The following is a 14,210-nucleotide window of genomic DNA, read 5'->3' on the forward strand; positions in this document are numbered from 1 at the left end:
GTTGGGTAATGGATTGCATTCACCCCGCATTTAAACTTCCTCGTCCTCACCTTCAACTGGCAAATCGATACGACAGAATTGGGCCTTCTGATACGCTATCATTTTTAAGTTTCGAAACAGGATGGATGACTTCCCATCCTTCGAGGTCCAAGCATTCTGGTTAGCCTTCCAGGTCCCAAACACGATGTATCGGCCGCCGACCTCGAATTCGGACATAAATTTCTCCGGCACAAAGACCCGAGGTGCGATGATGGACGTCCCCTTCGTCCGGCCGGGCATGCCCTGGCCTTCCCCGGAACCGGCGGGCAGCTGTCCCTTGCGCAACCCGATGCCGAACTCGGGTCGGAAACCTGGAGATTCTTGATAACTTACTGGAAATAGATCAATATTTTCTCGCACGCGAATTTGTTGACGCAATCTGCAACCAGTCTGCCTTTCCTTGATCAATCTGGATTTCTATGAAAAGGGATGTTAGCCCCTGGTCATACCGCCAAGGATAGGATAAAAATCCCCCACAAGCTAGGGTATAATTCTCCCACGACGCCGCGTCCGTTCCAGGGTAAATTTCCCCACATGACCTCTCCCGCCAAAGCCCCTCCAAACACCCCCGCGCCCAGCCCGCTGGCTGAGCGGCTGGGCCGTCGCCTGGCGGCGCTGGGCCTTGGGTATGCGGAGTTCGAACGGGTGGCCGGCCTGAACGAAGGCACCATCAAAGGCATCATGTACGGCAAGTCCGCCTCCCCCCGGGCGGACACCATCTATAAGATCGCGCGGGGCCTGGGCTGCCGAATCGAGGATCTGATCGGGGAGAGCCGATTGAGTGGCGACTCGGGTACCGAGGCCGGTCATCTCAGCGCCCCACCCTCCGTACCCTATGCCGGGCATGAACCGCCGCCATTGCCGGAGCATGCCGTTTTGGACGCGGTGCTGGACAAGGTGCGCGCCGCCTATCGCCAGGGCGACCTGGACTTGGCCGCCCAGCTTGTGCGTCTGTTCCAACTGGACCTGGAAAAGCTGAAGATAGAACGCGAGATCGCCCAGCGCTGACGCACCGGTGGCGCCGTCTTTGCAAGCCTTTGCGAAAAAACGGATCAACATGACACCCACCCCAGGCTGGCCGCCAAGTCGCGGCTGAGCACCATGTCCGTTGGATCGGGGGCGGCATCCGCCATCGCCACGGAGTCGGCTGGCAAGGCATCCACCAGATAGAGGCGCACACGCAAACCGGCGGGTCCGTCGACGGGGGCTGGGGACGTTTCCAGCGCCACCCAGGCGTCGGCGGCGATGGCCACACCCCCCGCCACCCGATGGAGGGAGGGCAGCATGTCGACCTGCCGATGCCGGGCCAATGACAACAACGTCCAAGGCCAGGTGTCACTGACCGCCGCCACCACCGGCAGGCCGCCCACCATCACCCGCAAGCGTCGCCCGACGGGCGAAACTTCGGGCATGCCGGAATGAACCTCCCCGGCCAGGGGCAAGCGCCGTTGCGACACGCGACCCGACATTCCACTCCTCTATCCCGCAATGGCGCCGGTCCTAATCCCGGAGCGCCGTTCCCTGATGCAGCCGCACTCAGCTCCGGCCTGTTTCCCGGCTGGGGAGCCAAGCCAGAGCGTGAACGCAACGCATACGATGTCGATAATTTTAGACTTTAACTCCCGATTAACGTGCACCCTTGGACGCGAAGCGCCCCACGACACCCCGCCGTATGTTCTCTTTACGTTCTCATTTTAGCGAAGAACGGTCAAGCGGTGGCGCCAAGGGCAGAGATGGGAGATTTTTCCGAAAGGGGGATTTATCTCCGATTTCGCTTGACGGAGTATTTTTCTCCCGGCAGGGTAATCTTCACCGGCCGGCGCCTTCCCCATCGGCGCCGCCCGGCGACGGCGACCTGCCCCCGCCCCTCCCCGGGTGGGTCGCCCCTTCCCCGGGGCGGGCAGGCGCCGATCGGCGGCCACCGCCCCGGGGTTCCCTTTCAAAAGCCAATGACGGAGCCCGCCCCCATGCCTTCCGCGACATCCGCGCCGCCCATTCCCCTCGCCCCCCTCTCCTCGCGCCCCTCGGCCCCACCTGCCTTGGCCGCGCAAGTCCCGGTCGTGGCCCGCCTGGTGGCGCAGGCAGCGCTGAGCGTCCGTCTGGCCAGCCGGCGCCTGGACCAAAGGCATGGGCAAGCCGCCTTGAATGAGCTGGCGGAGACGGCGGTGCCGTCGCTGGAGCAGGCGCTGGAGGGAATGGGACAGCTGGAAGCCGCGCTGGAAGCGCACGGCCAAATCCGCGAGGCGGACTTGCGCCCGGCCGCCACCTTGCGCGTCCGCATGCAAGCGGCGGCCAGCCTATTGAAGCAGGCGGACGTGCTGGCCCAGGCCGGCCTGGCGGAGGAGGCGGGCGATAGCCGCGAGGCGGCACTCTGGACGCTGGAGCGCGGTCTGGCCCTGGTACCGCCCTTCAGCCCAACACCGGGGACGGATGTGCTTATCCGCGCCCTGCCCCCCGCTATCCGGCCAACAGCCCGATCGGGGCGCCATCGCCCTAAGACCTGCCCAGGAGGGAGTCAGCGGCGCACCACCGTGGTGCCGCCGCTGCCCCAGGCGCTGACCCCGAGCAGAAAACCGAAATCGTACCAGCGGCCCGGGTTGGGATAGGCGTAGACACGGGTATCGGAAACCAAGCTGTACAGAAAGCTGAAGGGCGCGATGAGCCCGTGCAGGAGACCATAGAGAAAGCCCGGCAATTCGCGCCCAGTCATGGGCGGCGGCTGGGTGGCACAGGCGCTGAGCAACAGCCCGGCGCCCATGATGGCCGTCCCTAAAAGCAAAGGCTTGAGCCAGCGCCGGCGACGCGCCTGGATCGCGGGCGGGAACAGGGTCTGCACTACGGATTGGTCCACTTTGGCCTCCCGGAGGGGGAACAGGGCAACCCACGCACTGTCCCGATGGCGCGGTGAAACGCCAAGCCCGCCAAAAGGCGGCCCCACAAGGGCGAACCAAGGTCATAGGTCTTATCAGAATGGCGCCAACCGAGATCCGGAAGTCAGAGCCGCCCGCGGCCACCAGGAAACGACGGCGTGCCCGCGATGCTGATCAAACGCATCCAAAGGGGCAGAAGCCAGTTGCCCGCCAAGCGACGCGCCGACGTCACCGTCTGTCCAGCGCGAGCAACTGGCCGGCGCCACCCGCAACCCCGGGCCATCAGGGTTCATCCCGTCCTCCGGCGCCGCCTGCGGGACAGCAGCAACCGGCGGGCGCGGCAGGGGTGGCGGATCAGCGCGGAGCGCGGCCTTCAGGGGCAAGGCATCCGCAGGCAGCAGGTCGGGCGGCCAAGCCAGGGCCCGGTCGGCCACCCCCGCCCCAACAATCAGGGTCAATGTGAGCAATGCAGCGGCTTGCAGTTTCATGGCGGCCTTCCTTCCCTCTTGTCACGGAAACCGCTGATCACGCTAGAACCTCAAGTATAGTTGAGGTCAAGCCCCATCAGGTTCGGGTGAAAGTCAGGGTCCAATTGGTTTCCCAGCTGCGGCCCGCATCAGCCGACCAAGCCTGCTCCCACAGGGCGGAGGTGGTGGTGATGCGCGACCAGACCACCCGCGCCTCAACCGGCTGGCCCAGCAGCGGATCGAAATCCTGGCCGCGAAAGTCACCCCGCCGGCCGGCGAACAGGCCCCCGCTGAAACGCCCGGTCAGGGGGGCTTGCAGGGTGCCGGTGCGCCCGTCCACCCGGTGAAAGGCCCAGTGCCGGGCCGCCGGGTCGTACAGGCGGAAGGTGACGGCGGCACCGGGCTGGTCCGCCAAGGCCGGCAGTGCCAGTTCATCCAGGCAGGCCAGGCCGCCCAGCATGACTTGCCCGTGGGCGCTGGCCGGCGTCTCGTCCCAGCGATCATCCCCCACCCAACGGTTCAACCGGCGGCGGCTCAGCACCGACCAGCGGCCGGCCAGGAAATCGAAGTCGCCCGCTCCCGGGCCGCCAGTGAGCAGGTCCGGCTGGTCCGGATCGGTCGGACGGCGGTCGACCGTGGGCAAGCGCTCCGCCCGTGCCGGGACGGCGGCGAAGGCCATGAGGCCGGCGCCCATCAGGGCGGCACGGCGGGTAGGGGTAAAGGTGCTGGCGATGTCCATGGAAACGGTCCTCCGCGATGGGAAAACCGGGCGTTTTGTCCGGTGAACGCACTTTACCGGGCAAAACCTGACATCCTTTGTCAGGTATGATCTGCTAATTTGAAATTCATGCGCGCCAGCCGTCTTCTCTCGCTGCTCATGCTGCTTCAGACTCGGGGTCGCCAGACCGCCCAGGCCCTGGCCGATGAGCTTGAGGTCACCGTCCGTACCATCTACCGCGATATCGATGACCTCAGCGCGGCCGGCATTCCCGTCTATGCGGACCGGGGACGCGACGGCGGCTTTCAACTGATGGATGGCTATCGGACCCGCTTGACCGGCATGACGGCGCAGGAGGCGGAAAGCCTGTTCCTGGCGGGCCTGCCGGGACCGGCGGCGGACCTGGGGCTGGGCGATACCTTGGCCGCGGCCCAGTTGAAGCTGCTGGCGGCCTTGCCCGAACAGGGTCGCCACATGGCCGCGCGCCTGAACGCCCGCATCCACCTGGACCCGGTGGGTTGGTTCCAGGAGCCGGGCAAGGTGGACATCCTGCCCGACATCGCCCGCGCGGTATGGAACGAGCAGATCATCCGCATGCGCTATGAGCGCTGGACCGGCATCGTGGAGCGCACGGTGGAGCCCCTGGGCCTGGTCCTGAAAGGGGGCGTCTGGTACCTGGTGGCCCAATCACTGGCGGAGGCCGGCAAGCCAGCGGGCGGCCCGCGCACCTATCGCGTCTCCAGCATCCTGGCCCATACGGTGCTGGAGCGGCGGTTCGACCGGCCGGTGGATTTTGACCTGCCCGCCCATTGGCAGGCATCGCTGCAGAGCTTCGAGGCCGGCCTTTACATCGGCACGGCCCGGGTGAGGGCCACCGCGGCCGGCCTGAAATCCCTGCGCAACCTGGGCCCCGCCTTCAACGAACGGATCAGCGCCTCCTTGGAACCGGCCGGCGCCGACGGCTGGACAGAGGCCGACATACCCCTGGAATCGGTGGACTGGACCGCGCGCCAGCTGTTGGGACTGGGCCTGACGGTGGAGGTGCTGGGCCCGCCGGAACTGCGCACCCATATGGCGGGCCTGGCGGCCGAATTGCATCGCCGGTATCAGACGACACGGACGGCTGACACGGAAAGGGCACCGGCGTCGCCGCCGGTGCCCTCCCCCGACGATGATCCCCTGGATCAGTAGGTGACCGTCATCTTGGCGGAAATGAAACGGGGCGGCGCCGGCTGATAGCTGGGCAGGTTGGCCGCCACGCCGTTGTAGGGCTGGGCGTTGTTGCCGAAGTTGATGCCACCCAAGTAGCGCTTGTCGAACAGGTTGGTGACCGACAGCACAAGGCGGGTGTTGAACCGGCCGGTCAGCGATTCCGGCAGGGTGTACCCGGCCGCGACGTCGAAGGTGTAGAAGGACGGCACCTCCTCGTCATTGGTCAGGCTGCTGAAGCGGTGGGCGGTGTACTTGCCCTGGATTTGGGCGAAGTAGTTGTCCCGCTCATAGCGCAGCAGCGAAGACACCAACCATTCCGGCGTATCGGTCAGCTGCTTGCCCGCCGTCGGCAGTGGAACGGTCGTGCCGTTGGCCAGGCCGACATAAATGTCGTTCTTCAGATGGCTCTGGGTGTAGGCCGCCGACAGATAGGCGGAGAAGCCGTCGATGGGCTTCGTGCCGACCTCAGCCTCCATGCCCTTGATGATGACGCCGCCGATGTTCTTCGACACCGTGGTGTTGGCGGTGACGTCGAACAACGACTGCTGGCGGTTGCTGTAGTTGGTGTTGAAGATCGTGAAGGAGCTGATGAACCACGGCCCGCCGTAGCGGTAGCCCGCCTCCAGATCCACCGTGGTTTCCGGCTGGATGGTGGAGAGGTTCACGCCCGGCGTGTAGAGGGCGGAGTTGTCGGTGGCGCGGAAGGTTTGGGTGGCCGAGACGAAGACCTGGTTGCTGTCGTCGATATGATAGACGGCGCCGGCGCTGGGCACGAACTTGCCCTGGTCCAGTTCCGGCCGGGTCGGCGCCACGGCGTTGCCGGCGGTGCGCAGGCTGACCGGCAGATAGTTGATGCCGCTGCGGTTGATCTGCGAGTGCTGCAGTCCGACGCTGAGCGCCAGCTTGTCATCGAACAGGTTCAGGGTGTCGACCACGAAGGGACGCACCACTTCCGTCGTCGTCTTCTGGTCCTGGGTGCGGACCACGGAACCATCGGCACGGACCACGTGCTCGTTATAGAGGTCGGGCCACAGGCTGACCGGGTTGCCGTAGGCGTCCACGGACAGCAGCGGCTTCCATTCCCGTAGCTTGCCGATTTCGTACTGGAAGCCCATCACCAGTTCGTTGTGGCCATAGGTCCACTTGCCGCGGGTCAGGAAGCCGGGACGCATCTGCTGCTGGGCGAAGGGGTTGTAGAACAGCTTGGTGTCCAGCTTGTCACCGTCGCCGTTGAGGTCGACGCCCGTGAACTTCTGGCCCGCGACACCGAACTGCGCCGCATTGGTTTCGGAGAAGTAGCCGGCGGTGCCGCCGCCGCCAAAGCCGTACCAGAGGTAGGGCTGGACATCGAGGCGGATATTATCCGTCAGGGCGAAGTTGCCCTTCACCGACACCACCAGGTTTTCAAACGGATTGGTCGCCAGCTTGTAGTAGTTGGAGCGCTGGGTCAGCAGCGGGCCGTTGTTGTCGTTCTGCACCGTGCCGTTCACCGCTGGCGCGGTGGGGGCATAGGCGGTGGCGAAGTTGAAGTCATAGCCATACTGGGCCAACTGCGCCTTGTTCAGCGCCTGGTAGGAATAGGTTTCGGCCGTGTTGTAGAAGGCACTGAGCGCGATGCGGCTGCTGTCCCCGATGTCGTGGGCGATGGAGGCGTCGACATGCTGGCGCTTGGTCGTGCCCTCGCCACGCCACACGTCCACCGCGGCGTTGGAGTAGGAGATGAAGGCCTTGGTGCGGAAGCCGATGTCGCCGGTGTCCACGCGCACGAATTCGCGGCGCAGGCTATTATCGCCCAGGCCCTGCTGCACCATGACATGGAAATCGTCGGACGGCTTCTGGATCACCATGCCGATGTTGCCACCCGTCTCACCCACATTGGGGGTGTCGGCGTCGCCCGCCCCCTGCATGATGTAGACTTGGGACAGGTTCTCGGCATCGATGTATTCCTGGGGATAGACGTTGAAGGTGCCGCTGTCGTTCACCGGCACACCGTCCAGGATCAGGCCGATCTGGTTGGACTGGAACCCGCGCACGGAAATGGCGCCACGACCGGTACCGGTGGCGTCGCGACCATTGGAGTTGACGCCCGGCGCCAGGTTGATCAGCTGAAAGGGGTTGGCCGCCGCCGGCTGGTCCTTGATGAATTCCTGGGTCACGGAGGAGGCCGACTTCGGCGCCTCCTGCACTGTGATCATGCCGTTGGCGTTCACCGGCCGGCTGCCGGTGATCAGGATGGTTTCCACGTCGCCGGCCGAAGAGGCCTCCTGCGCCATGGCGCCCGCGCACACCATCACGTTGAGCGCCGCCCCCGCCAGCAGAATGCCGCGCAGGCGTGAGCATTCGCGGGCGGCAGCACCGCCCCGCGTGAAAATCATCATGAGAATCCCCCGATATTTATCCAACCGGCGCCCTGCTTCCCGACGGGCCGCCCCTCAAAGTTTGTGCATTTGCACTAACATTGGAATGTTGCAACTTCAAGACGTTGGGGGGAAAGCTCGATGGCGGTATGCCCTTCGCGCTTCGCGAGAGCGAATTTGACAGAAACTTGATCAAACGGTCAGGTTTTGTGACTGTTTTCTGACCACACGGTCAGACAAATTGCCGCACCCACACCCTTCAAGGGCGCACGGAAAAAGCGAATCGGCGCAAAATCGCGACGATCAGGCTTCGGGTGGCATGTGGGGGCGGCGACCGACGCTCAGCCGCCCTTCTTCCCCTTGCCTTTGCCCTTGGCGGGCAAGTCTGCCACCGCCAGCCGGCCATCGGCGACAGCCTGCTTCAGAAGGGCGTGGTCCGCCGCGCTGATCTCGGCATAGCCGGCGGCGAAGCCGGCCACGGCGTCGTCAAAGGTCTCGGAATTGCCGAGGTAACCCGCGATGAGCGCGGCATCGCCGGAGCGGGCGTGGGCACGGGCCAGCGTGGCGCCGCACAGGGTGGCATAGAAGTCCAGGCGGTCGCCTTCCATCAGGGTGCCGGCAGACGCCAGGCGGCGGTCCTTCAACTGGCGGATATAGAAATGGCGGCCCGCGTCATCCGCCGCCCACCCCAGGAAACCATCGCTGACCGTCTGCAGGGTGCGCTGTCCCACCACAACCCGCTGTCCCTGGTTGGCGTAGGGGGACGCGCCGGCATAAGGCGCCAGGACGGACGTCATCGCCTCCTTCACCTGCAGGAACAGGGGATGGTCATCGGGGTCGGTGAACAAACCGATGGCGCAGAACGTGCCGACGGAGCCGACGCCCACCACCTTGAAGGCCACGTCGGCCAACTGATAGCGGTCGATGAGAAAGCGCCGTTCCTCCGGCAAGGTGTCCCGGTAGCGGGCAAACAGGGCGCGGGCACGCAGGGCCGCCTGGCCCTGACGGTCCGTCTCTTCATCAAAGTGATAGATCAGGGGCGGGACGTCACGGATGCGAGCCTCACGCCCGTCGCCCTCGGCAAGCCGGGGGAAATCGTCGCCCGCCGACGGGGTGGCCGCGGCCTTGGCCAGCAGGTCCATTTCCTTGGTGCGGGCGGCCTCATCCTGGATGCATTGCGCCATTGCGGTGATGTCCACCCGGCTGGTCCAGGCGACCAGCGGATCCAACGTCGCCAGTTCGGCCATGCGCAGGCGATAGGCGGTGACGGCGGCCCGGGCCATGTCCTTCGCGGCACCGGGCGCGTGACCCGCATCCTGCGCGGCCAGCACCAGGGATGCCGCCAGCCGCTTCACATCCCATTCGAAGGGGGCCGACTGCGTCTCGTCAAAGTCGTTGAGATCGAAAACCGCCCGCCCCTCCGGACTGGCATAGACGCCGAAATTCATCAGGTGACAGTCGCCGGACGCCTGGACGCGGATGCCGCTGACCGGCAGTTGTCCCAGGTCGCGGGCCATGACGGCCGCGGCACCGCGCAGGAACGTGAAAGGACTGGCCGCCATGCGGGCCCACCGCACCGGCAGCAGCGACTGGATGCGCTGGGCCGAGGTGGACAACAACAGGGCGATGGGGTCGGACCGGCCCGCCAGGGAAGGCAGGGCGGCATTACCGGAGCGGGGGGCGGCATCGCGCAGGGCCTTGCCAGCCTCCTTGCGTTTTTCCGCGGGCAGGGCGCGCAGGGCGGCGAGGTCGGGCATGAGGCATCTCCGGGGGCGGGGGCGGCCGGGAAGGCGGCGGGGCCGCGGGGCAAGCGCCAAAGTGTCGGAAGGACCAAACTGTCGGATGGGATTGTGGCACCGATGTGGACCCCCGCCCAGGGAGCCGGAACCAACATCGACCGCACGGAGGGTTCAGAGGGGGTGGATGCTTGAGCGGGCGCTGGGCTGTTCCATGCCTGATCATGGAAGCAACAAGCCGCTGAAACGACAATCGCCCGCACCGTCACGTTACCGCGACGCGGACCTAAGCATTTGATTTTTAGGAAGTTCGGATGGTGCTGCCAGAGAGGATTGAACTCTCGACCTCTCCCTTACCAAGGGAGTGCTCTACCACTGAGCTACGGCAGCGCCCGTCCGGTGGGCGGGGTAATTGCCACAGGGGCGGAGGGGATGCAAGCCTTTTGAGCGAAGAAAATGAAAGAATTTTGATCGGGGTGGCGGCAGCGCTCCGCCTCGCCAGGCCGAAACCCTTGGCGCACCGCCATTCTGCGCCTATTTTCGAAGCCCCGCGATAGGGCAAACGCCACAGCCGCCAACCACCAGCCCCTCCCTCAGGAGTAGCACCATTCGATGACCGACAAGCCGCCCGCGAAATCCGGCGCCGATAAGTCCATGACCCGGGAAGAGCGTCTGGCCGCCGCCCTGCGTGAAAACCTGCGCCGCCGCAAGGTGCAGTCGCGCGAGCGGGAGGACGCCGCCGACACCCCGGCGGCCGATGGCGAATAAGCCCGGCGGCTTAACCACATCTGGTAGGTGGGGCCGCATCGTGGCGCCCATTCCTGGTGCGTATCCCCGCCAGGCAGGCGCCCCCGGCAAGCGTCAGAGTCACCTTGAGCGTAGGGCGGGGAGGGTCTAAGAAGAGCAATACGTATTGCATCGCGCGATACATGACACCCATCCACCGCAGGAGCGACGCCCATGGCCATCATGCCCGACACCTGGATCCGCGACATGGCGCAGAACCGGGGCATGATCGAACCGTTCGTGGAGGCGCAGAAGCGCGAGGGTGTCATCTCCTACGGCCTGTCCTCCTACGGCTATGACGCGCGCGTGGCGGACGAGTTCAAGATTTTCACCAATGTCGACAGCGCCATCGTCGATCCCAAGCGGTTCGACGACGCCAGCTTCGTTGATCGCAAGACCGATGTCTGCGTCATCCCGCCCAACAGCTTCGCGCTGGCCCGCACGGTGGAGTACTTCCGGGTCCCCCGCGACGTGCTGGTGATCTGCCTGGGCAAAAGCACCTACGCCCGATGCGGCCTGATCGTGAACGTCACGCCGCTGGAGCCGGAGTGGGAGGGCCATGTGACCCTGGAAATCAGCAACACCACGCCCCTGCCCGCCAAGGTCTACGCCAACGAGGGCCTGTGCCAGTTCCTTTTCCTGAAGGGCGACACCATCTGCGAGACGTCCTACGCCGACCGCTCGGGCAAGTATATGGGCCAGCGCGGCGTGACCCTCCCGCGCCTGTAAACGGCGGCCCGCTCGGCCATTCGGGCGGCGGCCCGCCGTCGCCCCAATTCCGCCACACCTTTTCGTCATCACCCTTTCCGCCATTTCAGCCGGCACCGCCCGACCCGGGCCCCAAGACCGGCACGTTCGAACCGATCGGCCCTTTCCCATGGACAAGTTACGCATCCGCGGCGGCGCGCCGCTGAACGGCAGCATCCGCATCAGCGGCGCCAAGAACGCGGCCCTGCCGCTGATGGCCGCCTGTCTCCTGACCGAGGGGACGCTGACGCTGGACAACCTGCCCCACCTGGCCGACATCACCACCATGGCCAACCTGCTGGCCCAGCATGGTGTGGACATGGTGTACGAGGGGGGCGCAACCTCCTGCGCCCAGCGGGCGGTGAACCTGACCGCGGCCACCATCACCTCCACCGAGGCGCCCTACGACCTGGTGCGCAAGATGCGCGCCAGCGTGCTGGTGCTGGGCCCCTTGGTGGCCCGCTTCGGCCAGGCCAAGGTGTCGCTGCCAGGCGGCTGCGCCATCGGCACCCGCCCCGTGGACCTGCACATCAAGGGGCTGCAGGCCATGGGCGCCAAGATCGAGCTTGAGGCCGGCTATATCCACGCCTCCGCTCCCGACGGGTTGCGGGGGGCCGAGTTCGTCTTCCCCCAGGTGTCGGTGGGCGCCACCGAGAATTTGCTGATGGCCGCCTGCCTGGCCAAGGGCGAGACGGTCCTGATCAACGCCGCGCGCGAGCCGGAGATCACCGACCTGGCCCACTGCCTGGTGGCCATGGGCGCCGAGATTCACGGCATCGGCACCGACCGCCTGCACATCGTGGGCAAGCCGACGCTGCACGGTGCCCGCCATCGCATCGTGTCCGACCGCATCGAGACCGGCACCTATGTCATGGCCGCCGCGATCACCGGCGGAGAACTGGAACTGGTGGGCGGCAACCTGGAGCACATCCAGGCGGTGGCCACGGCCCTGACGGGCGCGGAGGTGGTGTTCACCCCCACCGACACCGGCTTCAAGGTGAAGCGCGCCAATGGCGAGGTGCTGGGCGTGGACGTGATGACGGAGCCCTTCCCCGGCTTCCCCACCGACCTGCAGGCCCAGATGATGGCGCTGATGTGCACGGCCAAGGGCGCCTCGATGATCACCGAGACCATCTTCGAGAACCGCTTCATGCATGTGCCGGAACTGGCGCGCATGGGCGCCAACATCACCGTCCACGGCTCGTCCGCCCTGGTGCGCGGCGTGCCGCGCCTGACCGGCGCGCCGGTGATGGCGACCGACCTGCGCGCCTCGGTTTCGCTGGTGCTGGCGGGATTGGCCGCGCAGGGCGAAACCACCGTCAACCGCATCTACCACCTGGATCGCGGCTATGAGCGCATCGAGGACAAGCTGAACGCCTGCGGCGCCCAGATGGAGCGTCTGAAGGGTGACTGATGCGATGGCATCCTGGGGACGTGGCATACCGTCCCCAGGATGAATTATGCTCATCCGAAATGGATGAGTCATAGCCATGCCTTACCGACTGCCGCCGCTCAACACTCTGCGTCCGTTCGAGGCGGCGGGACGGCACTTGAGCTTCAAACGGGCGGCGGAGGAGCTGAACCTGACACCCAGCGCCGTCAGCCACGCGCTTCAGACGCTGGAGCAATGGCTGGGCAGTCCCCTTTTTGTGCGCCAGCACCGCAGCTTGGCCCTGACGGCGGCGGGTCAGGCCTTGCTGCCTGAAGTCCGCGCCATGCTGGACCGACTGGCCAGCGTGACCGCCGCCCTTCCCGGCACCACACCGGCGGGGTCATTGACCGTCAGCGTCGCCCCCACCTTCGGCTTGCGCTGGCTGGTGCCGCGCCTGCCGCACTTCCGCGACAAGCACCCCGACATAGCCCTGGTACTGGACACCAGCCACCGGCCGGCCGATCTGCCCCGCGACGGGGTGGACGTGGCCATCCGCATGCGCCAGGACGACTGGCGGCCGGAGGAGGGCACCAATCTGCACGCCAGCCGGCTGGTGGATGAGTCCCTGGTACCGGTCTGCGCCCCCAGCCTGGCCACGCGATTGCACTCTGTGGCCGATCTCGCGGCCCACGCCCTGCTGCATGTCGATAGCGTGGCGGAGGAATGGGGCGCCTGGGCCACGCTGCGCGGCGCCGTCCTGCCATCCACCAAAGCCGGCATCCATTTCGACACCGTGCATATGGCGCTGGACGCGGCGGCCAGCGGCCTGGGGGTCGCCATGGGCCGGCTGCCCATCGTGGAGGGGGACTTGGCCGCGGGTCGCCTGGTCACCGTACTGGGCCCTCCCCAGGCCATCCGCACCAGCTATTGGCTGGTGACCAGCCGGATGGGCCGCAACCGTCCGGAGGTCGCGGCCTTCCGTGCCTGGCTCAAGGCGGAATTATCCGCTCCTACGCCCGCCGGTCAACGCCCGGTATAGACGGCGGGACGCCGACCAATCCAGGCATCAAGGCCCTCCGCCAGGTCATGGCCGGGCACCAGGGCGGCGAAGGCCGCGCTTTCCACCGCCAGCCCTTCGGCGATGGGCACGTTCACCCCGCGCGTCACGGCGGCCAGGATGCCGGCCACCGCACCGGGCGCGTGGCGAATGATGCGGTGCGCCAAGTCCCGGGCGGCTGACATCAGCTGGTCATGCGGCACGACGCCGTTCACCAACCCCAGGTCCAGCGCCCGCTGCGGCGTGAAGCTGTCACCGGTCAGCAGAAGCTCCAACGCCCGCTTCCGTCCCGCCAGGCGGGGAAGGCGCTGCGTTCCGCCGAAGGTGGGCGGCATGGCCAGCTTGATTTCCGGCTTGGCGAAAAGCGCGCGGTCGCTGGCGATGGCAAGGGGGGCAGCCTCCGTGATCTCGCAGCCGCCGCCATAGGCCAGACCGTTGACGGCGACGATGATGGGCTTGGGGTAGGCCTCGATGCGGCTGGTCAGCGCCTGGCCCCGGCGCACGAAGTCGCGCACCGCCGCCGCCGCACCCCGGCGGACGCTGGCGGCAAATTCCAGGATGTCGCCGCCAGCGGAAAAGGCCCGGTCGCCAGCCCCGGTCAGGATGACCGCGCGCACCGTCCCGTCATCCTCCATCGCCTCCAATGCGGCCAGCAGGGCGTCCACCAGGGCATAATTGAGGGCATTCAGCTTTTCGGGCCGATTAAGGGTCAGGGTGGCGATGCCGTGGTCATCGACGGCGCTGATCAGGATGGTCATGGGACACCTCAATGGGAAGGATGCCCCCACTGTTCACCGGTCGTCGCCGCCCGGACAAACGGGCCTTTCTCACCCTCAGGTGAAGGTTACT

The 14,210-nt window shown here is 66.2% G+C and carries 15 protein-coding genes and 1 tRNA gene; 7 read left to right on the forward strand and 9 right to left on the reverse strand.

What is annotated here, in order from left to right; translation table 11 throughout:
• Nucleotides 1-30: 30 nt before the first annotated feature.
• Complete coding sequence (locus tag UCD39_RS03320) at nt 31-447, reverse strand: hypothetical protein (protein WP_330494681.1); 417 nt, start codon at nt 445-447, stop codon at nt 31-33.
• A 126-nt stretch (nt 448-573) separates the two neighbouring features.
• On the opposite strand from UCD39_RS03320, the gene UCD39_RS03325 reads away from it, so the two are divergent.
• A complete protein-coding gene (locus UCD39_RS03325; RefSeq protein WP_330494682.1) occupies nt 574-1,047 on the forward strand; it encodes a helix-turn-helix domain-containing protein in 474 nt (157 codons plus the stop codon).
• 44 nt (nt 1,048-1,091) lie between these two features.
• Here the strand turns inward: UCD39_RS03325 and UCD39_RS03330 are convergent, their stop codons facing one another.
• Complete coding sequence (locus UCD39_RS03330; protein WP_330494683.1) at nt 1,092-1,451, reverse strand: hypothetical protein; 360 nt, start codon at nt 1,449-1,451, stop codon at nt 1,092-1,094.
• Nucleotides 1,452-2,006: 555 nt separating this feature from the next.
• On the opposite strand from UCD39_RS03330, the gene UCD39_RS03335 reads away from it, so the two are divergent.
• Nucleotides 2,007-2,645: a hypothetical protein gene (locus UCD39_RS03335; protein WP_330494684.1), complete on the forward strand. Its 639-nt coding sequence runs from the start codon at nt 2,007-2,009 to the stop codon at nt 2,643-2,645.
• Here the strand turns inward: UCD39_RS03335 and UCD39_RS03340 are convergent.
• From UCD39_RS03340 to UCD39_RS03350, 3 genes are all read right to left on the reverse strand, one after another.
• Complete coding sequence (locus UCD39_RS03340; protein ID WP_330494685.1) at nt 2,555-2,890, reverse strand: hypothetical protein; 336 nt, start codon at nt 2,888-2,890, stop codon at nt 2,555-2,557. The genes UCD39_RS03335 and UCD39_RS03340 overlap by 91 nt on opposite strands.
• A gap of 114 nt (nt 2,891-3,004) precedes the next feature.
• On the reverse strand, nt 3,005-3,397 hold the full coding sequence (locus tag UCD39_RS03345) for a hypothetical protein (protein WP_330494686.1): 393 nt from the start codon (nt 3,395-3,397) through the stop codon (nt 3,005-3,007).
• Nucleotides 3,398-3,473: 76 nt separating this feature from the next.
• Nucleotides 3,474-4,115: a hypothetical protein gene (locus UCD39_RS03350; RefSeq protein WP_330494687.1), complete on the reverse strand. Its 642-nt coding sequence runs from the start codon at nt 4,113-4,115 to the stop codon at nt 3,474-3,476.
• A 108-nt stretch (nt 4,116-4,223) separates the two neighbouring features.
• Here UCD39_RS03350 and UCD39_RS03355 point away from each other — a divergent pair, with 108 nt between their 5' ends.
• Nucleotides 4,224-5,285, forward strand: coding sequence for a helix-turn-helix transcriptional regulator (locus tag UCD39_RS03355; RefSeq protein ID WP_330494688.1), 1,062 nt, complete (start codon nt 4,224-4,226; stop codon nt 5,283-5,285).
• On the opposite strand, the gene UCD39_RS03360 is transcribed toward UCD39_RS03355, so the two are convergent.
• The 3 genes from UCD39_RS03360 to UCD39_RS03370 all read right to left on the reverse strand — a co-directional run bounded on the left by UCD39_RS03360 (nt 5,279) and on the right by UCD39_RS03370 (nt 9,789).
• On the reverse strand, nt 5,279-7,684 hold the full coding sequence (locus tag UCD39_RS03360; RefSeq protein WP_330494689.1) for a TonB-dependent receptor: 2,406 nt from the start codon (nt 7,682-7,684) through the stop codon (nt 5,279-5,281). The two genes, UCD39_RS03355 and UCD39_RS03360, sit on opposite strands and share 7 nt — an antisense overlap.
• Nucleotides 7,685-8,004: 320 nt before the next feature.
• Nucleotides 8,005-9,420: a DUF2252 domain-containing protein gene (locus UCD39_RS03365; RefSeq protein ID WP_330494690.1), complete on the reverse strand. Its 1,416-nt coding sequence runs from the start codon at nt 9,418-9,420 to the stop codon at nt 8,005-8,007.
• 294 nt (nt 9,421-9,714) lie between these two features.
• Nucleotides 9,715-9,789, reverse strand: a tRNA-Thr gene (locus UCD39_RS03370).
• A gap of 222 nt (nt 9,790-10,011) precedes the next feature.
• Here UCD39_RS03370 and UCD39_RS03375 point away from each other — a divergent pair.
• From UCD39_RS03375 to gcvA, 4 genes are all read left to right on the forward strand, one after another.
• On the forward strand, nt 10,012-10,167 hold the full coding sequence (locus tag UCD39_RS03375) for a hypothetical protein (protein WP_186455766.1): 156 nt from the start codon (nt 10,012-10,014) through the stop codon (nt 10,165-10,167).
• 192 nt (nt 10,168-10,359) lie between these two features.
• Nucleotides 10,360-10,914: a dCTP deaminase gene (dcd, locus tag UCD39_RS03380; RefSeq protein ID WP_088873773.1), complete on the forward strand. Its 555-nt coding sequence runs from the start codon at nt 10,360-10,362 to the stop codon at nt 10,912-10,914.
• Between the two features lie 148 nt (nt 10,915-11,062).
• Complete coding sequence (gene murA, locus UCD39_RS03385) at nt 11,063-12,346, forward strand: UDP-N-acetylglucosamine 1-carboxyvinyltransferase (RefSeq protein ID WP_322484463.1); 1,284 nt, start codon at nt 11,063-11,065, stop codon at nt 12,344-12,346.
• A 76-nt stretch (nt 12,347-12,422) separates the two neighbouring features.
• Nucleotides 12,423-13,343: a transcriptional regulator GcvA gene (gene gcvA, locus UCD39_RS03390; protein ID WP_330494691.1), complete on the forward strand. Its 921-nt coding sequence runs from the start codon at nt 12,423-12,425 to the stop codon at nt 13,341-13,343.
• Here the strand turns inward: gcvA and UCD39_RS03395 are convergent.
• Nucleotides 13,328-14,119, reverse strand: coding sequence for a crotonase/enoyl-CoA hydratase family protein (locus UCD39_RS03395; RefSeq protein WP_330494692.1), 792 nt, complete (start codon nt 14,117-14,119; stop codon nt 13,328-13,330). The two genes, gcvA and UCD39_RS03395, sit on opposite strands and share 16 nt — an antisense overlap.
• Nucleotides 14,120-14,210 lie beyond the last annotated feature (91 nt).

The sequence above is a fragment of the Nitrospirillum karajorum genome (assembly GCF_036348415.1).
Classification (GTDB): domain Bacteria; phylum Pseudomonadota; class Alphaproteobacteria; order Azospirillales; family Azospirillaceae; genus Nitrospirillum; species Nitrospirillum amazonense_B.